Here is an 18,854-nt window from a genome sequence, read left to right on the forward strand (position 1 = left end):
CTAAGTCCTATTTTCTTTCATTATAACAGCAATTCGCGCTTATAATATATTAATTTTTCAAAAACTTTCTAACTTCTGAAATAAAATAAAGCGAACCAGTGATTAAGAACAGATCATCGTTTTTAAAAGAAGTTCGCTTTTCTTCTATCCATTCCCGCCAGTCCTCACGGCACGTTTTATTTGGGTGCTGGCATAGCGCTTCGAGCTGTTTGGCCGTGGCAGCCCGCGGAAAATCGAAAGAAGTAAAGGTCATCGTTTTTGCGATATCAGCAAGCGGCTGAATCATTTTGTCTAGCGGCTTATCCGACAAAGCGGCAAATAATATGTGCACATTCTTGTCCGCATAGTGCGTTTGTACCGTTTCAATCAAGCTTTTAATTCCCGCTTCATTATGAGCTCCATCGATGATCAACAGCGGTTCATCAGAAAGCTTTTCAAAGCGGCCGATCCATTTTGCTTTTTCAATGCCGCTGCGAATATGTTCTTCTTCAATAATGAAAGAGTAGTACGTACGCAAATAGTCGGCGGCCATGACCGCAAGCGATGCGTTTTTCACTTGGTGCGCCCCGAACATCGTCGTTGTTAAAGAAGGATATTTCACAAACAGCGTTTCGACTGTAAATTGCTCCCCTGTTTCCGTTGGAGAGTGGGCTGTTATTGTAAAATCGTTGCCGAGCACATACGCCTTTGCTTTCACAGCGGATGCTTTCTCTTCGATGACACGAAGCGCTTCCGGCTGCTCAACAGCGGTAATGACAGGAACTCCCGCCTTAATAATGCCTGCTTTCTCAAATGCGATCGCCTCAAGTGTCTCTCCTAGTATGTTCATATGGTCATAACCGATATTGGTAATAACGGATAGAAGCGGATAAATAACGTTCGTCGAGTCAAAGCGTCCGCCGAGGCCCGCTTCAATGATCACAATATCTTGAACATTCAATCTGCCAAAATAGTAGAACATCATCGCGGTGATGACTTCAAATTCAGTCGGTCCCCCGAGTTCGGTCTTTTCCAATTGTTCCGCAAGCGGCTTGATCACGTCGACGAGCTGAACAAGCTCTTCGTCGGAAATCGGTTGACCATTGACGCTTATGCGCTCATTGAACTGCTCGACATATGGAGACGTAAACGTGCCGACCGAATAACCGGCCTCCTGCAAAATATGGCGCAAGTAACAAACGGTTGACCCTTTTCCGTTTGTTCCAGCAACGTGGATCGCTTTCATGCGGCGTTCTGGATTCCCAAGCTTGTCCATCATCCATTCCATTCGCTTTAACCCTGGCTTTATTCCTAACTTTAAACGGCTATGAATCCAATCAATGGCTTCATTATATGTACGAACCATTCCTAGTTCCTCCCCTTTGCCTGCTTTATACAAATATGAAGACGAATCCGTAAGCTGGACTCGTCTTCATCATATACGACATCTTCAAACGTTGTCTATCCTTTTAATTCAGCAATGCGCGCCCGCACCGCGTCGCGTTTTTCGATGTAATCTTGTTCTTTTTTCCGCTCTTCTTCGATAACGTGAGCTGGCGCTTTGCTAATAAAGCCTTCGTTGCTTAATTTTTTCTGCACACGCTCTACCTCTTTATCGAGCTTTTCCAATTCTTTTTCGAGGCGCTTCATTTCTTCTTCAATGTTGATAAGCCCTTCCAGCGGTAAGCTGAGTTCTGCGCCTGTGACAACGGCTGTCATCGCTTTTTCTGCCGCAGCGATGTCCGTGCCGATGATTAGCTCGCTTGGATTGCAGAAACGCTCGATATACGCCCGATTTTTTTCAAGTGTCGATTGAACCTTGGCGTCTTTCGCTTTAATGTGAAGCTTGATCGGCTTGCTTAGCGGCGTGTTCACTTCCGCGCGAATATTGCGAACGGCGCGAATGATATCGACAAGAAGGCGCATTTCTTCCGCCGCCTCATTGTCCACCAATTCAGAACGAACTTCTGGCCATTTCGCCACAGTAATCGATTTGCCTTCATGTGGCAAGTGCTGCCAAATTTCCTCGGTAATGAACGGCATAAACGGATGAAGGAGACGCATCGTATTGTCAAGCACATACGCCAAAACAGAGCGAGTGGTCTTCTTCGCCGCTTCATCGGCGCCATATAAAGGCAATTTCGCCATTTCAATGTACCAATCGCATAAATCGTCCCAAATAAAGTTGTACAAAACGCGACCCACTTCGCCAAACTCATACTTTTCCGCCAGCTTCGTTACCGTTTCGATTGTTTCATTCAACCGCGTTAAAATCCACTTATCGGCAACCGATTTTTCGCCGGTCAAATCGATTTCCTCATATGTTAAACCGCCCATGTTCATCAAGGCAAAGCGGGAAGCATTCCAAATTTTATTCGCAAAGTTCCATGTTGCTTCCACCTTTTCGGTGCTAAAACGCAAATCTTGACCCGGGGAGCTTCCTGTCGCCAAGAAGTAACGAAGCGAGTCGGCGCCATATTGATCGATCACATCCATTGGATCCACGCCGTTGCCGAGCGATTTGCTCATTTTCCGACCTTGAGCGTCGCGTACCAATCCGTGAATCAACACATCTTTAAATGGACGAGTCCCTGTAAACTCAAGCGCTTGGAAAATCATGCGCGATACCCAGAAGAAAATGATGTCATATCCCGTAACGAGAACATCCGTCGGGTAATAACGCTTATAGTCAGCAGCTGTTTCATCCGGCCACCCCATTGTTGAAAACGGCCATAACGCTGAACTGAACCATGTGTCTAATACATCCGGGTCTTGCTCCCAATTTTCGATATCCGCTGGCGGCTCATGATCGACGTAAACCTCGCCCGTTTCTTTATGATACCATGCCGGAATGCGATGTCCCCACCATAGTTGCCGGGAAATGCACCAGTCGCGAATATTTTCCATCCAATGCAAATACGTTTTCTCAAACCGCTCCGGCACAAAGTTGACTTTTCCTTCCGTTTTTTGCAGCGCAATCGCCGCTTCCGTAAGCGGCTTCATTTTGACGAACCATTGCGTTGATAAGTACGGCTCCACAACGGCACCGCTGCGTTCGCTATGGCCGACCGAATGCAGATGCTCTTCAATTTTGAACAGCACGCCTTGTTCTTGCAAATCTTTAACGATTTGCTTGCGGCATTCAAATCGGTCTAAGCCTTTATATTGCATCGCGTTGTCGTTCATCGTGCCGTCTTCATTCATGACAAGGATGCGCGGCAAGTTGTGGCGGTTGCCGATTTCAAAGTCGTTCGGGTCGTGCGCCGGCGTAATTTTCACCGCGCCGGAGCCGAACTCCATGTCGACATATTCATCGCCGACGATTGGAATTTCGCGGCCCGTAATCGGCAAGATGACTGTTTTGCCAATCAAATGTTTGTAGCGCTCATCTTCTGGATGAACGGCCACCGCTGTATCGCCGAGCATCGTCTCAGGTCGCGTTGTCGCCACTTCAATGTAACCGGAACCGTCCGCCAAAGGATAACGCATATGATAAAGCGCGCCTTGAACATCTTTATAAATAACTTCAATATCAGAAAGCGCTGTTTTCGTTACTGGATCCCAGTTAATAATATACTCGCCGCGGTAAATAAGCCCCTTTTTATAAAGGGAAACGAACACTTCGCACACCGCTTTGGATAGCCCTTCGTCCAACGTAAAGCGCTCGCGTGTGTAGTCGAGTCCAAGGCCAAGCTTGGCCCATTGCGAACGAATATGCGCTGCATACTCTTCTTTCCATTTCCACGTTTCTTCCACAAATTTTTCGCGGCCTAAATCATAGCGGGAAAGCCCTTGATGGCGCAGCTTTTCTTCTACTTTTGCCTGGGTCGCAATTCCGGCGTGGTCCATGCCCGGAAGCCACAGCACATCGTAGCCTTGCATTCGCTTCATGCGCGTAATAATATCTTGCAATGTCGTATCCCACGCATGGCCTAAATGCAATTTTCCTGTGACGTTTGGCGGCGGAATCACGATCGTAAACGGCTGTTTCTTTTCATCCCCCGTTGCTTCAAAAAATTGGCCGTCGAGCCACCATTGATATCGGTTCGTCTCGACCGCCTTATGGTCGTATTTCGTCGACATCGTCAATTCTTTCGTCTCCATTTTCATTCCCTCCTGTCATCTTTCCAAATAAAAAACTCCTTTCATCCATAAAGGACGAAAGGAGAATTCTTCCGTGGTACCACCTTTGTTCTTAAGCAAGGCTGCTTAAGCGCTTTAAGCATTAACGGCTGCAACCGGCTTCTTCTACTTGGCTTCAGCCGTTCAAAGAAGCAGCTCAAGGGCGACCTTCCAACGATAACATTCCTAGGAAATCTCACAGCTATTGATTTCCCTCTCTGAAGGCGTTATGCGTCGTACTCTTCCCTATCTTCGCTTTTTGTCTTGTTCATTATACATACTACCGAAAAACTCAATTTATCGTCAATCATCTTTTCCATTTTTTTATTTACTTATTCACCTTTTTTATTTTTGGTGACAAAAATTCCGCAGCTTCATAATGTAATAGTAACGACATGACAGGAGGTACGATCAATGAGACGATTCAATCCATATTCGTGGCCGCCATGGCTTCGTCAGCTTCGTGCCATTTGTGCGCAAGTCATCATCCCAATTACCATTTTTCAAGCGATTCGCACGATTTTCTTGCCGACTACGTTCGACGTCATTTTATTGGCTATTTTTGTGCTCATCGCCGTCGCTTTCTACCTCGAGTGGATTTGATGACTGCTCTGCTTTTTGTAATAGCCGCGTAACAATATATTCTGTATGTTTGACCACCCAATATTCCCGCTGCAGCCGCACAACACCATCATACTCATGCATGTCTTTCCCCTCATCCGTTACATATCGCGAAACAAAGCGATACACATGAGATGGGGAGGCGGCATGGCTTAAAAAAAAAGCTCGCTCTTCCTCGCGAACCACCAGCTGCCGTTCATATTCAAGCATTCCCTCGATCCACTCCTCGCCGATCGGCGGCGCTGTTCGCACGTAATCATGGAAACATGTCAATATATCTACCAATGGTGAAGCCCAATAAGCTCGCTCCCAGCTACAAAAATACCCTTTTTCTTCCCCGTTTCGCACATAGTGCGACGGTACAGCCTTTCCGTGAACGAAGGCTATTCTCCATTTTTTTGTTTCTTTTACTTTCTCATACCATCTTTCAAGCTGCGTTTCTGCAAACCAATACGCCTGCATCAGCTCATGGAAATACGTGCAAAACTGCAATTGAAACGGTGACATATACCATTCCCGTTCACATTGCTCCGCATACGATTGCAGAAACGAACGTTGCTTTTCCCATTCCTGTTTCCTTGCTTCATAATATTTTCTCACATCGTCTTCATTCACATCCACTTCCCGTACCGTCTTTTGATGCAATGAAGCAAGATCGCGAAAAAATGAAAGGTTGTCCTCTCTTTTCGTTCTCTGCTCTTCGGATAAAATCCACGGCATTAAATAATAATAACGGCCACTGCTGGCAACAAACGGGGCACCGTCTCTCGCTACATAAAGCGGAATCATTTGTTGCCCGTAAAAAAAATAAGCTTGCTCTACTGCCCGAATATATTTTAGATCTTTAATTTCTTTTAGCGCAAAAATTCCAGCGTTTGTGTACACTTTTTTGACGTTTCCATAATCATCAATGCGCGATGTTTGCAAATGATAACGCTGCAAAATGGGGCGATATTGAACAAGTTGATCTTGCAAGAGAAAGCCCCCTTTCGTCAATATCGAAAAGAAATCCCCCACTTCTCGCTATCAAATAATGCCGTTAAAGTGGGAGATAAAATCTAGCTTATGGACGGTTGCTAGCGGGCACTGGGATATACAGCAACTGTCCTTCGCGAAGTTCCGTTTCATAGTCAAGATGATTGGCTCTTAATATTTGCTGAACGCTCAAATCGTATCGCTGTGCAATCTTGTCCATTGAATCGCCTTGTTGAACGATACAAATTTTCACTCTTGAAAAATCCTCTCCTTGCTCTTTTGAAAATAGTTTTGTTAAATAAAGAGCATTTTCTTTTCGTGGTTTTGGATGGCCTTCTGCTTCTTCCGCCACATCGTCTTCCCTTTGTTTCGCTGCCCCGATCGATACTTTCGCCTCGTTTTCCAATACAGGCTCCTTCTCTTCAAGTTGCTCTACGTCTACATGTAAATCGGTATTTTCATGATCGTCTCTATTTGTTTCATTTTCTATATTTTCCATTATTTCTGCTTGGTTGTTTTCAACAACGTTTTCCTCATTCTCTCTTTCATAAACTTCTTTGTCATAAACTTCTTTGCGTGCGACTGCCTCAAACGGTTCGAACCATGACTCTTCTTGCCCTAGTTCTTCTTCATTGACCGCGCCTTCTCCGATACCGCTAATTGAAATATCCGCCATCAACGACAAACGGCCGCCTTCCCCTAAGTCATAGTCAAATGATTCGATCGTTACGTAAACGTCTTCTAAGTTATAAATCCGGCTTTTTGGAATAGTAATATCAACAGGAAAACGATGGAACAATTCGCTAATACCATCTTCGCGTGTCGTCACTTGCTGTATGAAGCGATGGGTGCTAAAATCATGTAAATCTAATTCGTCCCCTTCTTCGTCTACCATTCGGTACTCCCCGCTTAATTCAAGTGCACCGCGAATCGTAATATAATGCTCATATTCGTCAACGGAAATAACCGGATCTAAAGAAATAGAGAGAAACTCCGCGACTTCCTGTCCTTTTTTAAACCAGATCGATTCCTCAAGCGAAAAACGTAAATATGATTGCTCCAAGCGTGCCTCCTCCTTCCGTCCTTTTCATCCAAACTTTTTTATGTCATTACCCAATATATGAATAGTATAAAAAGAATATGAATAAAAAATGACCATGCACATGGCATGGCCATTTTTTATCCTCGTAACTTCGCAAATGCTTTTTCTGCAGCTGCAATCGTTTTTTCGATATCTTCATCTGTATGCTCTGCTGATAAAAACATGCCTTCGAACTGGGACGGAGGCAGGAATACGCCTTGCTCAGCCATTTCACGGTAATAAGCAGCAAACATCTCCAAATTGGATGTTTTCGCTTTCTCATAATTCACCACTTCCTCATTAGTGAAGAAGAAGCCAATCATCGAACCAGCACGTGTAATGGTATGCGGAATGTCATATTTTTGTGCCGCATTACGCAATCCTGCTTCAAGCCGATCAGCTTTTTTGCGGAACTCTTCGTACGTGGCCGGCGTCAATTGAATTAATGTTTCGTAGCCCGCTGTCATCGCCAATGGGTTTCCGGACAACGTGCCTGCTTGGTAAATCGGGCCGCTTGGTGCGATACGCTCCATAATTTCTGCTTTTCCGCCGTATGCTCCGACTGGAAGGCCGCCGCCAATGACCTTTCCGAGGCAGGTTAAATCCGGCGTGACGCCGAAATATCCTTGCGCGCAATGATAATCAACGCGGAAGCCTGTCATTACCTCGTCAAAGATTAAAAGTGCACCGTACTCGTTTGTAATATCCCGAAGTCCTTGTAAGAACCCTGGAACAGGCGGAACAACCCCCATGTTTCCAGCTACCGGCTCTACAATGACAGCGGCAATATCTTCTCCAAAACGCTCAAACGCGTATTTGACGCTCTCAAGATCATTGTAAGGAACAGTAATCGTATTTTGCGCGACCGATTCCGGGACGCCTGGACTGTCAGGCAAGCCGAGCGTTGCCACTCCTGAACCAGCCTTGATTAATAAAGAATCTCCATGACCGTGATAGCAGCCTTCAAACTTAATGATTTTATTTCTTCCTGTAAAGCCTCGCGCCAGTCTCAATGCGCTCATGGTCGCTTCTGTTCCAGAATTGACCATGCGCACGATCTCAATCGATGGCACACGCTCAATGACAAGCTTCGCCAGTTCATTTTCGATCAATGTCGGCGCCCCAAAGCTCGTACCATTTTCCGCCACTTTTTTTAGCGCTTCGACTACTCGATCATTCGCGTGTCCTAAAATAAGCGGCCCCCATGAAAGGACATAATCAATATATTCATTGCCGTCAATGTCATAGATTTTCGATCCTTTTCCGCGCGCCATAAAAATCGGGTCCATTTTCACTGACCGAAAAGCGCGGACAGGGCTGTTTACCCCTCCTGGAAGCAACTGTACCGCTTCTTTGTACGCTTCTTTTGAACGTTCGTAGCTTCGCATCATCATTCTCCCCTTTATTCGTTTAACCAACGGGCCGCATCTTTAGCAAAGTAAGTTAAAATTAAGTCCGCTCCGGCCCGCTTCATGCTAATAAGCGTTTCCATTACAATTTGTTTTTCGTCAACCCAGCCGTTTTGTGCAGCCGCTTTGATCATTGCATATTCTCCGCTTACGTTGTAAGCGACGATCGGAAGACGGAAATGGTTTTTCATGTCGCGAATAATATCTAAATACGCAAGAGCTGGCTTCACCATGATAAAATCAGCCCCCTCGCGCACATCGGACTCCGCTTCACGAAACGCCTCAAGACGGTTGGCTGGATCCATTTGATACGTTTTGCGATCGCCAAATTGCGGTGCGCTATTCGCCGCATCACGAAACGGCCCGTAAAACGCAGAAGCATATTTGACCGCATAAGACATAATCGGCACGTGCGCAAATCCTGCCTCATCTAGACCTTGGCGAATCGCCGCAACGAATCCGTCCATCATATTTGAAGGAGCGATAATATCCGCGCCTGCTTTCGCCTGGCTTACCGCTGTTTTTACCAACAATTCAAGCGATGGATCGTTAAGCACTTCGTCATTTTCCACGACGCCGCAATGGCCGTGGCTTGTATACTCACATAAACACGTATCAGCGATTACTACAAGCTCTGGAAATGTCTCTTTAATTTGTCGAATTGCTTGCTGCACAATGCCTTGTTCACAGTATGCTTGCGAACCGACTTCATCTTTTTCCGCTGGAATGCCGAATACAATAACAGAACGAATACCTAAATCTACCGCTTCCGCTACTTCTTCGTTTAGCCGGTCAAGAGAAAATTGATATACCCCCGGCATCGATGGCACTTCCTGTGTAATATTCTCTCCCTCGATCACAAAAACCGGATAAATGAGATCCTCAACGTGAAGATACGTCTCGCGGACCATTGCCCGCAAATTCGCTGTTTGCCGCAAGCGGCGGTGACGGTCAAACTGTAATGAACCCATCTTTTTCCCCTCCGTAAATGAACTATTTGCAACGGACGTGTTGATTAACCAACAAAAAACGATGTACGTAGCCTTGCCTCGAACTTTTCTGCCTATTCAGCAGACTGTTGGCTTGCAGGCATCCTTCGTTTAAACAATGAACACTTTCCCGCAGCTAGCCTTTCTTATTCGAGGGATGTGATAGAAAAGCTTATAGCATTACTAATTCCAAACAATAGATCATCAACACGCACGATTTGCAAAAAATTTTTCCATCTCTTTTATCATATCATCAATCGTATATTGATCGGGACAAATATGTACTGATAGCCCGGCTTGCTCAGCTGCCTGTTTCGTAATCGGTCCGATGCAGGCGATCACACAACGCTGCACTAATGACAGCAGGTCCGTTCCCTCAAGCATGCGCATAAAGCTATGAACCGTTGACGAACTTGTAAACGTGATTACATCAATTGCCTTCTTTTTTAACAAATCAAGCAGCTGCTCTTTTCCGCTTTCATTAATATTTGTTTCATATACCACCAGGTCATCAACGTCTGCACCTAAACAAAGAAGCTCTTCTTTTAATGCCGGTCGCGCTAGATTCCCTTTCACTAATAAAATGCGGTCATGAGGCTCGATGATCGGTTTCATCGCTTCCGCTAGCCCCTCAGCCACAAATTCATCCGGAATTATATCCGGGTGAATCCCCCTTTTTTCTAGGGCGGCAGCCGTTTTTCTGCCAACCACAGCAATCTTAGGAAGCGACCGTACTTCTTTCATAAACGAAAAGAAAAAGCGGACGCCGTTCGCGCTTGTAAAAACGATCCAATTATAACGAGATAAATCGCGAAGGTACTTATTGACCTTTTCTTTATCCGCCACGGCCGAAACAGAGATCAACGGAATTTCTAATGGGCAGGCGCCCGCTTGCCTCAGCCTGTCCGAAAACTCTTGAGCTTGTTCTTTTCCCCTTGTAACAAGAACCTTTTTTCCAAGTAACGGAAGATGCTCCATTACTGATCTAACTCCTCTTTCAGCCGCTCAATTAGAGTCTTTGCTCCTAACTGTGCTAATTTCTCGGCCACCTTCAGCCCTACTTCTTCTGGATCTGCTCCAATCACCGTTTCTTTATAAGTTTCCTTTCCGTCTGCCGAGGCGACAAGTCCCGTAAAGACGACTTCATCTCGTTCATTTACATAACCGTATCCGGCGATCGGCACTTGACACCCGCCTTCCATTTCTTTTAGAAAAGTACGCTCGGCAAGAACGGCCCGCTCTGTTTTTATATCATTTAATTTTTGCAGCCATTTCAACAGCTCTTTGTCATCTTCGCGGCATTCGATGGCCAATGCCCCTTGCCCGACAGCCGGAAGGCAAACATCCGTCGATAAATACTCGGTCACTACCTCTTCTGCCCACCCCATCCGTCGCAAACCTGCCGCTGCAAGAATAATGGCATCATAGTCTTCTTTTTGCAATTTATCTAATCTTGTATCGATATTGCCGCGAATCCATTTTATTTGCAGGTCAGGGCGCTTCGCCAAAAGCTGGGCAGAACGGCGCAAGCTGCTTGTTCCAATCACCGCGCCTTTTGGAAGTTCGGAAAATGGAATATGCTGCTTGCTAATCATCACATCACGGTGGTCTTCCCGCTTCGGAACGCAGCCAATGATGAGCCCTTCCGGCAATACAGCCGGCATATCTTTCATGCTATGCACCGCCATGTCAATATCCTTATTGAGCATGGCCTGCTCAATTTCTTTAACAAACAATCCCTTGCCTCCGACCTTCGACAACGTCACATTTAAAATTTGATCGCCTTTGGTAACAATTTCTTTCACTTCAAACTCAAACGGTGCCCCAAGCTCTTTTAGCTTGGAAATGACCCAATTTGTTTGCGTTAAAGCAAGCTTGCTTCGACGAGAACCGACAACAATTTTCCGCATGTTAACCTCCGTTATGAATACCAAAGATGAAATTTCGACAGACTGCCAAATAAGAAAAAGTTTACAAGCAAAAATAAAAAAGAACCGATATTCCACAATGCGATCGCTTTCCCGTGAATGCCTTGAACAATCCGTTTGTAAAAATATAGACTATAAACTGCCAACACGGAAAAAGATCCTAGCACTTTCGCATCATACCAATGGAAATGTTCAATTTTAATATAAGCCCAAATGAGGCCAAGAATAATCCCTAGTAACAACATAGGCAAACCGATCAAATTTAAAACATGGGACATTTCTTCCAATTTCGTTAGGTCGGCCATTCTGAGCAGCCGCTTCCCCCATTTTTTTTGTTTTAATAAATGATATTGAATCATATATAGAAGCGAAAAAACAAACGAAAGAGAAAAGGCCCCATACGCCAGTATAGCCATTGTAATATGAATCATTAACAGCTCGGAAATCAATTTTTCTGCCGCTGCCTCCGGCTGATCATGAATGGGTGCGAACGTGTGAAGCGCCAACATAAAAAATGCGAGCACATTCGTAAAAAACACAATAAAATCGACGCGGAGCAACCGGTTAATCGCAAGCGACAGCGTAATAAGCACCCACGCGTAAAAATAAAGACCTTCCGACATTGTTAAAATCGGAAAGCGGCCCGTTTCGGCAATGCGAAATAGAAAAAAAGCGGTTTGAAAAACCCAGACAATAGAAAGTAACCAGAAGGCGATGCGGTTTGCCTTCCGGTTATGATGCAAAAAATCTATGAAATATAACGATACGGACAACGCGTACAAAAGTACCGATAATTCATACAACCGTGTAAGCATTGGCAAAATTCCTCTCTTATGGTTGTAGAGATGGTACAACCGAACGTTCCTTATCATGATTGTTTGACGATTTCGGCGGCTGCAATGCTTCTTCAATGTTAAAAATTTTCGCGAACAGCTGCAGCGCTTCTTCAGCGTTTGGCTCTGCCGCTAGTTCTTTTGCGCGCGAAATCGGATCGCGGAGCAATTGATTGATAATGCTTTTCGTATGTTTGTTCAATACTTTTCGGTCGCGCTCCGACAAATGCGGCAGCTTTCGCTCAATGCTTTGCATCGTTTCCGCTTGAATGGCGAGCGCTTTTTCCCGAAGCGCCGCGATAACAGGAACGACGCCGAGCGTATGAAGCCATTGCTGAAATTCTACTAATTCCGCTTCAATCATAATTTCAATTTGTTCCGCTGCTTTTTTCCGTTCTGCTAAATTCGCTTCAACAATCCCTTGTAAATCATCAATATCGTATAAAAACACATTTTCAATCTCGGCGAGCGCCGGATCTAGATCGCGCGGCACGGCGATATCGACCATAAACAGCGGACGGCCTTTGCGCATTTTTTCAACATGCTCCATCATCTCTTTTGTAATGATGTACTCTTTCGCGCCCGTCGAGCTGATTAAAATATCGGCGTCAATAAGAGCACATTGCAGTTCGGAAAGAGGTTTGGCGCTGCCAGAGAATTTCTCTGCCAAATGTTCCGCTTTTTCAAACGTGCGGTTGATAACCGTGACGTGCTGCACGCCGCTCCCGTAAAGGTTTTGCAGAGCGAGCTCTCCCATTTTCCCCGCTCCTACAATCAACACGCGCTTCGTCGATAAATCCCCGAAAATCTTTTTCGCCAATTCTACCGCCGCATAACTGACAGATACGGCATTCGAACCGATTTCCGTTTCAGAATGAGCTCGTTTCGCGAGTGTAACCGCTTGCTTGAACAATTGCTTAAACACCGTACCAATCGTATTTCCCTCTTGAGCCACTAGAAAGCTCGAACGCACTTGTCCAAGGATTTGCGTTTCTCCTAAAATCATCGAATCAAGCCCGCAGGTAACACGGAATAAATGCTCGATCGCCGCTTCCCCCTCTAAAATAGTTAGGTAGGGAGCCAAAGTTTCTTTATCAATTTGAAACCAGTCCGCAAGAAATGTTTTTATATAATAACGCCCAGTATGGACTTGGTCGACAACAGCATAAATCTCCGTACGGTTACATGTCGAAATAATCACGTTTTCTAAAATGCTTTTTTGCTGCTTTAAAAGCTTCATTGCTTCGACCAATTCAGATTCGCTAAATGCCAATTTTTCACGAATTTCTACAGGGGCCGTTTTATAGTTTACGCCAACGACAACAATATGCACTTTTCCTATACCCCCTTAACCAAAAGTACATAGTAATCTCACTATATTATAGCATGTATAAGTGCATGCATACTGAAAAAAATGTGAACACAATTTGAAACTGTATGATAAACTTTTATACAGGCAGAAGCGTCACGTACAAATTCCCCCACATGTACCTTAACAGAAAAAATAATATTCATCAAGAGAAGTTCATTCGGAAACGAGGAGAGATTGATGAAAAAAAATGGAATTTTTTCTGGCATCGTATTGATTGGACTAGGCATTTATTTTTTAAGCAGTCAAGCACCATTTCCTTTTTTAAGGCTCTTTCAAGGTTGGCCAGCTTTGCTTGTTATTTTTGGCATTGCTTTGCTTGCCCAAGCCTATTATGCCCGGGAGTATCAACATGTTTTTCCAGGTGTGATGTTATTTGGCTTCGGTCTGCATTTTATTCTCGTACAATTATCAAAAAGTTGGCCTAATAAAACCGGAACCTTGTTTTTTATCGTTGCGGCCGCTTTTTTTCTAAGCGCCCGAAAAATGAAAGCGGGGTTTATCCAAGGTTTGCTTTTTCTCATTCTTGCTTGTATCATGCTATTTTCCGATCGATTCAATCACTTATTTCTCATCATTCAAACAAGCATTTCTTCGGTTTGGCAATTTTGGCCGCTTCTCTTCATTATTGTTGGGATATACATATTATTCGCTAAAAAGAAATAACTCATACAAAAAACACCAGCTCGTTCGCTGGTGTTTTTTCCTTGCTTCTATTGCATAAATTTTTGCAAGATGCCCCACGCTTCATCCTTTCCTTGCCCCGTTTCTGCAGAAAAGAGGATAAGCGGGTCTTCAGGGGCCATGTTGAGCGTGTCGCGGACGATCTTTTGATGCTTCGGCCATTTTCCTTTTGGGATTTTATCGGCCTTTGTCGCCACGACAACCGTTGGCAGCTCGTAATGCTTTAAAAATTCGTACATCATGACATCATCCTTTGTCGGCGGATGACGCAGATCGACAATTAACAGAACGGCCCGCAGTTGCTCTCTTGTTGTAAAATACGTTTCCATCATTTTTCCCCACGCCTGCCGCTCCTGCTTCGACACTTTTGCAAAGCCATAGCCTGGAACATCTACAAAATAAAACGACTCATTGATCAAATAAAAATTTAATGTTTGTGTTTTTCCGGGCTTTGATGACGTGCGCGCTAAGTTTTTTCGATTAATCATTTTATTAATGAATGACGATTTGCCGACGTTTGAGCGTCCAGCTAGAGCAAATTCTGGAAGCGCGCTAGCCGGATATTGTTCCGGCTTTACCGCGCTTATTGTGATTTCAGCTGCTGTTACTTTCATCGTTTCTCCCCTACTAATGCATGTTGTAATACTTCTTCTAAATGTGAAACTAAGACAAATTGTAGATCCCTTTTTACGATGTCAGGAATATCATCCAAATCTTTTTCGTTTTCTTTCGGCAAAATCACTTTTTTCAATCCAGCTCGATGGGCGCTTAACGCTTTTTCCTTTAATCCGCCAATTGGCAACACGCGCCCGCGCAATGTAATTTCGCCTGTCATCCCTACAAAGCGACTGACCGGTCTTCCCGTTAAAGCGGAGATGAGGGCTGTCGCAATTGTAATTCCTGCTGAAGGGCCGTCTTTCGGTATGGCCCCTTCTGGCACATGGATGTGAATATCATATTTTTCATGGAAATCAGGCTGAATTCCGAGCTTTTCGGCTTGGGAGCGGACATAGCTAAGAGCCGCCTGCGCCGATTCTTTCATGACATCGCCTAGTTTCCCAGTGAGGCCTAGCTTTCCTTTCCCTGGCGAAACAGACACCTCAATCGAAAGCGTGTCACCGCCAAATGGCGTATAAGCGAGGCCGGTTGCCACTCCTACTTGATCGCGCAACTCTGCTTGACCATAACGATATTTCCGTTTTCCTAAAAATTCTTCCAGGTTTTTTTCGGTAATCACAACCCGCTTTTTCGTTTCTGACACGATGAGGCGCGCCGCTTTTCGGCAAATCGCTGCTAGTTGCCGTTCTAGTTCACGCACCCCCGCTTCACGCGTATAATAACGAACAACGTCTAAAATCGCCTCATCACGCATTTGCAGGTTCGATTTTTTCAAACCGTGCTCCTTCATTTGTTTCGGAAGCAAATGCTGCTTCGCAATATGCAGCTTCTCTACCTCGGTATAGCCAGGAATCGTGATGATTTCCATCCGATCCAAAAGCGGCTGCGGAATGGTCGCTAAGTTGTTGGCTGTTGCGATAAACATTACCTTTGATAAATCATACGGTTCCTCAATATAATGATCGCTGAACGCATGGTTTTGTTCTGGATCGAGCACTTCAAGAAGCGCTGCCGATGGATCGCCGCGAAAATCGCTCGACATTTTATCGATTTCATCGAGCAAAAAGACAGGGTTGATCGTACCGGCTTTTTTCATCCCTTGAATGATTCTCCCAGGCATCGCCCCTACGTATGTGCGTCGATGCCCGCGTATCTCTGATTCATCACGCACTCCGCCTAACGATATGCGGACAAAATGGCGATTGAGTGATTTAGCGATCGAGCGGGCAAGCGATGTTTTTCCGACCCCCGGAGGACCCGCTAAACAAAGAATCGGCCCTTTTAGTGATTTCGTCAACTGCTGTACCGACAAATACTCAAGGACGCGCTCCTTCACTTTTTCCAATCCGTAATGTTCTTCATGCAAAATAGCTTCTGCCCGCTTAATATCATGAATATCTTCCGTTTGCTTCGTCCACGGAAGCGCAAGAAGCCAGTCAAGATACGTTCGGATCACCGAGCTTTCAGCTGACGTCGCGGGAACTTTTTCGTATCGTTCCAATTCCTTTAAAGCAGCTTCTTTGACAGAGCTCGGCATCCCAACGGCCTCAATTTTTTCCCGGAGCGTTTCGACCTCCCCGGTTTTTCCTTCCTTTTCGCCGAGTTCCTTTTGGATGGCTTTCATCTGTTCACGTAAATAATACTCTTTTTGCGTTCTCTCCATCGATTGTTTCACGCGCATACTAATCTTTTTCTCAAGTTGCAGCACTTCTTTTTCATTGTGCAGAATTTGAATAATCTTATGAACGCGTTCTTTCACATCGACCGTCTCTAATATTTCTTGTTTCCCCTCTGGCTTCAACGGCAAATGTGAAGCGATAATATCCGCCATCCGCCCCGGCTCATCAATATCAGCGACAGATGCTAGGAGGTCTGCTGACATCTTTTTCGATAAATTTATGTATTGCTCAAAATATTCAAGCATTGTCCGCTTCAATGCTTCATCTTCTAAATCTTTTGTCGCCCGATCCACAAATTTTTCTACCTTTACTATAAAACATGGCTCCTCGCTCACAAGTTCAGTAATTTTCGCTCGAGCGATGCCTTCCACTAATACACGAAACGTTCCGTTTGGAAGCTTGAGCAATTGTTTTACTCGAGCGAGCGTCCCCATTTCATATAAATCATCGACAATTGGTTCATCGATGGAAACGTCCTTCTGTGACGTAAGAAAAACGATATGCTCTTCTACCATCGCTTTTTCAAGCGCCTGCACAGACTTTTCCCGACCGACATCAAGGTGCAGTACCATCGTTGGAAATACGAGCAGTCCGCGTAAAGGGAGAAGAGGGACGACTATCTCTTTCTTTCTCGTCATAGTAAACACCTCCATACTTCGTTTTCTATTCGTCTATTGTATAGCACAGATATATGTTTGTAAAATGCGAAGCGTACAGATCAAACAATAAAATGTGTTCCCAGCCGTCATTGATGAATGCTCGATCGAATGTTCATGAACTTCGCACATCTATTGGCTCAAGTCATCGTCCTCCCGGCAAGAAGCCCTTTTTACAAAGAAAAGCCGACTTCGACGCAAGTATACATCAGGTCGAAGTCGTAAATTCTCTACACAAGCTTCGTTTTCGATTGATCAGCTGAAGCAGGGATGGAATCATGCGCTTCTTGTTCAAATACAACTGAAAGAACTTCTTCTAAACGCTGAACAGGAATGATTTCAATTCCTTCAATTTCTGTAAGCATCGACTGCATGTTCTCTTGCGGAATAATGACCTTTTTCGCTCCTGCTTGTTTTGCCGCCTTCACTTTCGGAAAGATGCCGCCGACCGGCTTCACATACCCGTGAATGCTAATCTCCCCGGTCATCGCAATAGTTGGATCGACAGGCAGACGATAAATGGCTGAATAAATGCCAGCTGCCATTGCAATACCAGCCGATGGTCCATCAACCGGAATGCCGCCTGGAAAATTCACATGAATATCGTACTGATCAGCAGGAACCCCCATTGCCCTTAGTGCCGTAATAACATTTTCAATCGATCCTCTTGCCATGCTTTTTCTGCGAATCGATTTTTCCCTGCTACCGATGCTTTCTTCCTCAACAATTCCCGTAATGTTGACAGTTCCTTTGTCTTTAGCTGGCAAAGCGGTCACTTCAATTTCCAACAATGCTCCTGTATTTGGACCATATACCGCTAGTCCATTCACAAATCCAACCATCGACGTGTCGCCAATTTTCTTTTCATACCTTGGCGATAACTGGCTTGAATGAATGACCCACTCAATATCTTTGTCAAGAATCGTTTCTCGCTTTTCTGAAATGGCAATACCAGCAGCGATTTGCATCAAGTTCACTGCTTCTCGACCGTTTCGGGCGTAAGCAGCAAGCGTGCGAATTCCGCTTTCCGAGACATTGAGCCGAATTTTTTCTGCCGCTTTGCGGGCAATTAGAGCAATTTCTTCCTGATCAAGTTCGCGGAAAAACACCTCTAAGCAGCGCGAACGGATCGCTGGAGGAATTTCATTTGGCGTTCTTGTCGTCGCCCCTACAAGTCGGAAATCAGCAGGAAGACCGTTTTGAAAAATATCGTGAATATGTGTTGGAATTTGCGGGTTTTCTTCGCTATAATAAGCGCTTTCAAAAAATACTTTTCGGTCTTCGAGCACTTTCAGCAGTTTGTTCATTTGAATCGGATGAAGTTCACCAATCTCGTCAATAAAGAGAATGCCCCCGTGTGCATGCGTCACCGCTCCTTGTTTCGGTTGTGGGATGCCGGCTTGTCCCATCGCTCCCGCCCCTTGGTAAATAGGATCGTGGACAGAACCGATAAGCGGATCGGCAATTCCTCGTTCGTCAAATCGGGCTGTTGTCGCATCGAGTTCTACAAATACAGCATTCTTTTTAAAGGGGGAAATCGGGTTTTTTTTCGCTTCTTCTAACACAAGCCGAGCCGCTGCCGTTTTTCCTACTCCAGGAGGTCCGTAAATAATAACATGCTGCGGATTCGGGCCGCATAAAGCAGCTTTTAGCGCCTTAATCCCATCTTCTTGTCCCACGATATCGGCAAAATCTTTCGGTCTGACTTTCTCTGCAAGCGGTTCAGTTAAAGAAATGGAGCGGAGTTTGCGCAGCTGTTCCATTTCTTTACGGGATTCTTTATCAATTGAAACTTTTTGGGTTCGCTGGCTTTTTAGTAAATTCCAAAAGTAAAGCCCGATGATTACTCCGAAAAATAGTTGTACAAATAAAGCAATGTTTGTCCAATTCATCAGCTAAAATCCTCCTGCT

The 18,854-nt window shown here is 45.0% G+C and carries 15 protein-coding genes and 1 other annotated feature; of the genes, 2 read left to right on the forward strand and 13 right to left on the reverse strand.

The features are described 5' to 3' along the window. Positions 1-49: 49 nt before the first annotated feature. Both N667_RS0110240 and N667_RS0110245 read right to left on the reverse strand, forming a co-directional pair. Positions 50-1,345, reverse strand: coding sequence for a bifunctional folylpolyglutamate synthase/dihydrofolate synthase (locus tag N667_RS0110240; RefSeq protein WP_027409482.1), 1,296 nt, complete (start codon positions 1,343-1,345; stop codon positions 50-52). Positions 1,346-1,440: 95 nt separating this feature from the next. Continuing rightward, positions 1,441-4,083, reverse strand: a complete 2,643-nt coding sequence (locus N667_RS0110245) for a valine--tRNA ligase (protein ID WP_027409483.1) — start codon at positions 4,081-4,083, stop codon at positions 1,441-1,443. Between the two features lie 47 nt (positions 4,084-4,130). Beyond that, positions 4,131-4,363 (reverse strand) — a binding site (T-box leader). A 152-nt stretch (positions 4,364-4,515) separates the two neighbouring features. Between N667_RS0110245 and N667_RS0110250 the strand changes: the two genes are divergently transcribed. After that, on the forward strand, positions 4,516-4,704 hold the full coding sequence (locus tag N667_RS0110250; protein WP_027409484.1) for a hypothetical protein: 189 nt from the start codon (positions 4,516-4,518) through the stop codon (positions 4,702-4,704). Here the strand turns inward: N667_RS0110250 and ysxE are convergent. The 8 genes from ysxE to hemA all read right to left on the reverse strand — a co-directional run bounded on the left by ysxE (position 4,651) and on the right by hemA (position 13,270). Then, a complete protein-coding gene (ysxE, locus tag N667_RS0110255) occupies positions 4,651-5,697 on the reverse strand; it encodes a spore coat protein YsxE (RefSeq protein WP_027409485.1) in 1,047 nt (348 codons plus the stop codon). The two genes, N667_RS0110250 and ysxE, sit on opposite strands and share 54 nt — an antisense overlap. A gap of 88 nt (positions 5,698-5,785) precedes the next feature. Next, positions 5,786-6,760 (reverse strand): stage VI sporulation protein D, encoded by a 975-nt coding sequence (gene spoVID / locus N667_RS0110260; protein WP_027409486.1) that lies wholly within the window; start codon positions 6,758-6,760, stop codon positions 5,786-5,788. Positions 6,761-6,876: 116 nt separating this feature from the next. Continuing rightward, a complete protein-coding gene (hemL, locus tag N667_RS0110265; RefSeq protein ID WP_027409487.1) occupies positions 6,877-8,166 on the reverse strand; it encodes a glutamate-1-semialdehyde 2,1-aminomutase in 1,290 nt (429 codons plus the stop codon). 14 nt (positions 8,167-8,180) lie between these two features. After that, positions 8,181-9,158: a porphobilinogen synthase gene (hemB, locus tag N667_RS0110270; protein WP_027409488.1), complete on the reverse strand. Its 978-nt coding sequence runs from the start codon at positions 9,156-9,158 to the stop codon at positions 8,181-8,183. Between the two features lie 222 nt (positions 9,159-9,380). Further along, positions 9,381-10,154, reverse strand: coding sequence for a uroporphyrinogen-III synthase (locus N667_RS0110275; RefSeq protein WP_027409489.1), 774 nt, complete (start codon positions 10,152-10,154; stop codon positions 9,381-9,383). After that, positions 10,154-11,086, reverse strand: coding sequence for a hydroxymethylbilane synthase (gene hemC, locus N667_RS0110280; protein WP_027409490.1), 933 nt, complete (start codon positions 11,084-11,086; stop codon positions 10,154-10,156). The genes N667_RS0110275 and hemC overlap by 1 nt, the downstream gene beginning before the upstream one ends. A gap of 11 nt (positions 11,087-11,097) precedes the next feature. Beyond that, positions 11,098-11,919 (reverse strand): inner membrane protein YpjD, encoded by an 822-nt coding sequence (locus tag N667_RS0110285; RefSeq protein ID WP_035098711.1) that lies wholly within the window; start codon positions 11,917-11,919, stop codon positions 11,098-11,100. A 16-nt stretch (positions 11,920-11,935) separates the two neighbouring features. After that, positions 11,936-13,270: a glutamyl-tRNA reductase gene (hemA, locus tag N667_RS0110290; protein ID WP_027409492.1), complete on the reverse strand. Its 1,335-nt coding sequence runs from the start codon at positions 13,268-13,270 to the stop codon at positions 11,936-11,938. Between the two features lie 216 nt (positions 13,271-13,486). Here hemA and N667_RS0110295 point away from each other — a divergent pair, with 216 nt between their 5' ends. Beyond that, complete coding sequence (locus N667_RS0110295; RefSeq protein WP_027409493.1) at positions 13,487-13,972, forward strand: LiaF transmembrane domain-containing protein; 486 nt, start codon at positions 13,487-13,489, stop codon at positions 13,970-13,972. Between the two features lie 47 nt (positions 13,973-14,019). On the opposite strand, the gene yihA is transcribed toward N667_RS0110295, so the two are convergent. The 3 genes from yihA to lonB form a co-directional block, all read right to left on the reverse strand. Continuing rightward, positions 14,020-14,604 (reverse strand): ribosome biogenesis GTP-binding protein YihA/YsxC, encoded by a 585-nt coding sequence (gene yihA, locus N667_RS0110300; RefSeq protein WP_027409494.1) that lies wholly within the window; start codon positions 14,602-14,604, stop codon positions 14,020-14,022. Then, entirely contained in the window at positions 14,601-16,925 is a 2,325-nt protein-coding gene (gene lon, locus N667_RS0110305; RefSeq protein WP_027409495.1) for an endopeptidase La, read from the reverse strand. The genes yihA and lon overlap by 4 nt, the downstream gene beginning before the upstream one ends. Positions 16,926-17,173: 248 nt before the next feature. After that, positions 17,174-18,835: an ATP-dependent protease LonB gene (gene lonB, locus N667_RS0110310; RefSeq protein WP_027409496.1), complete on the reverse strand. Its 1,662-nt coding sequence runs from the start codon at positions 18,833-18,835 to the stop codon at positions 17,174-17,176. Positions 18,836-18,854: the final 19 nt, after the last annotated feature.

This window comes from Anoxybacillus tepidamans PS2 (genome assembly GCF_000620165.1).
Classification (GTDB): Bacteria; Bacillota; Bacilli; order Bacillales; family Anoxybacillaceae; genus Anoxybacteroides; species Anoxybacteroides tepidamans_A.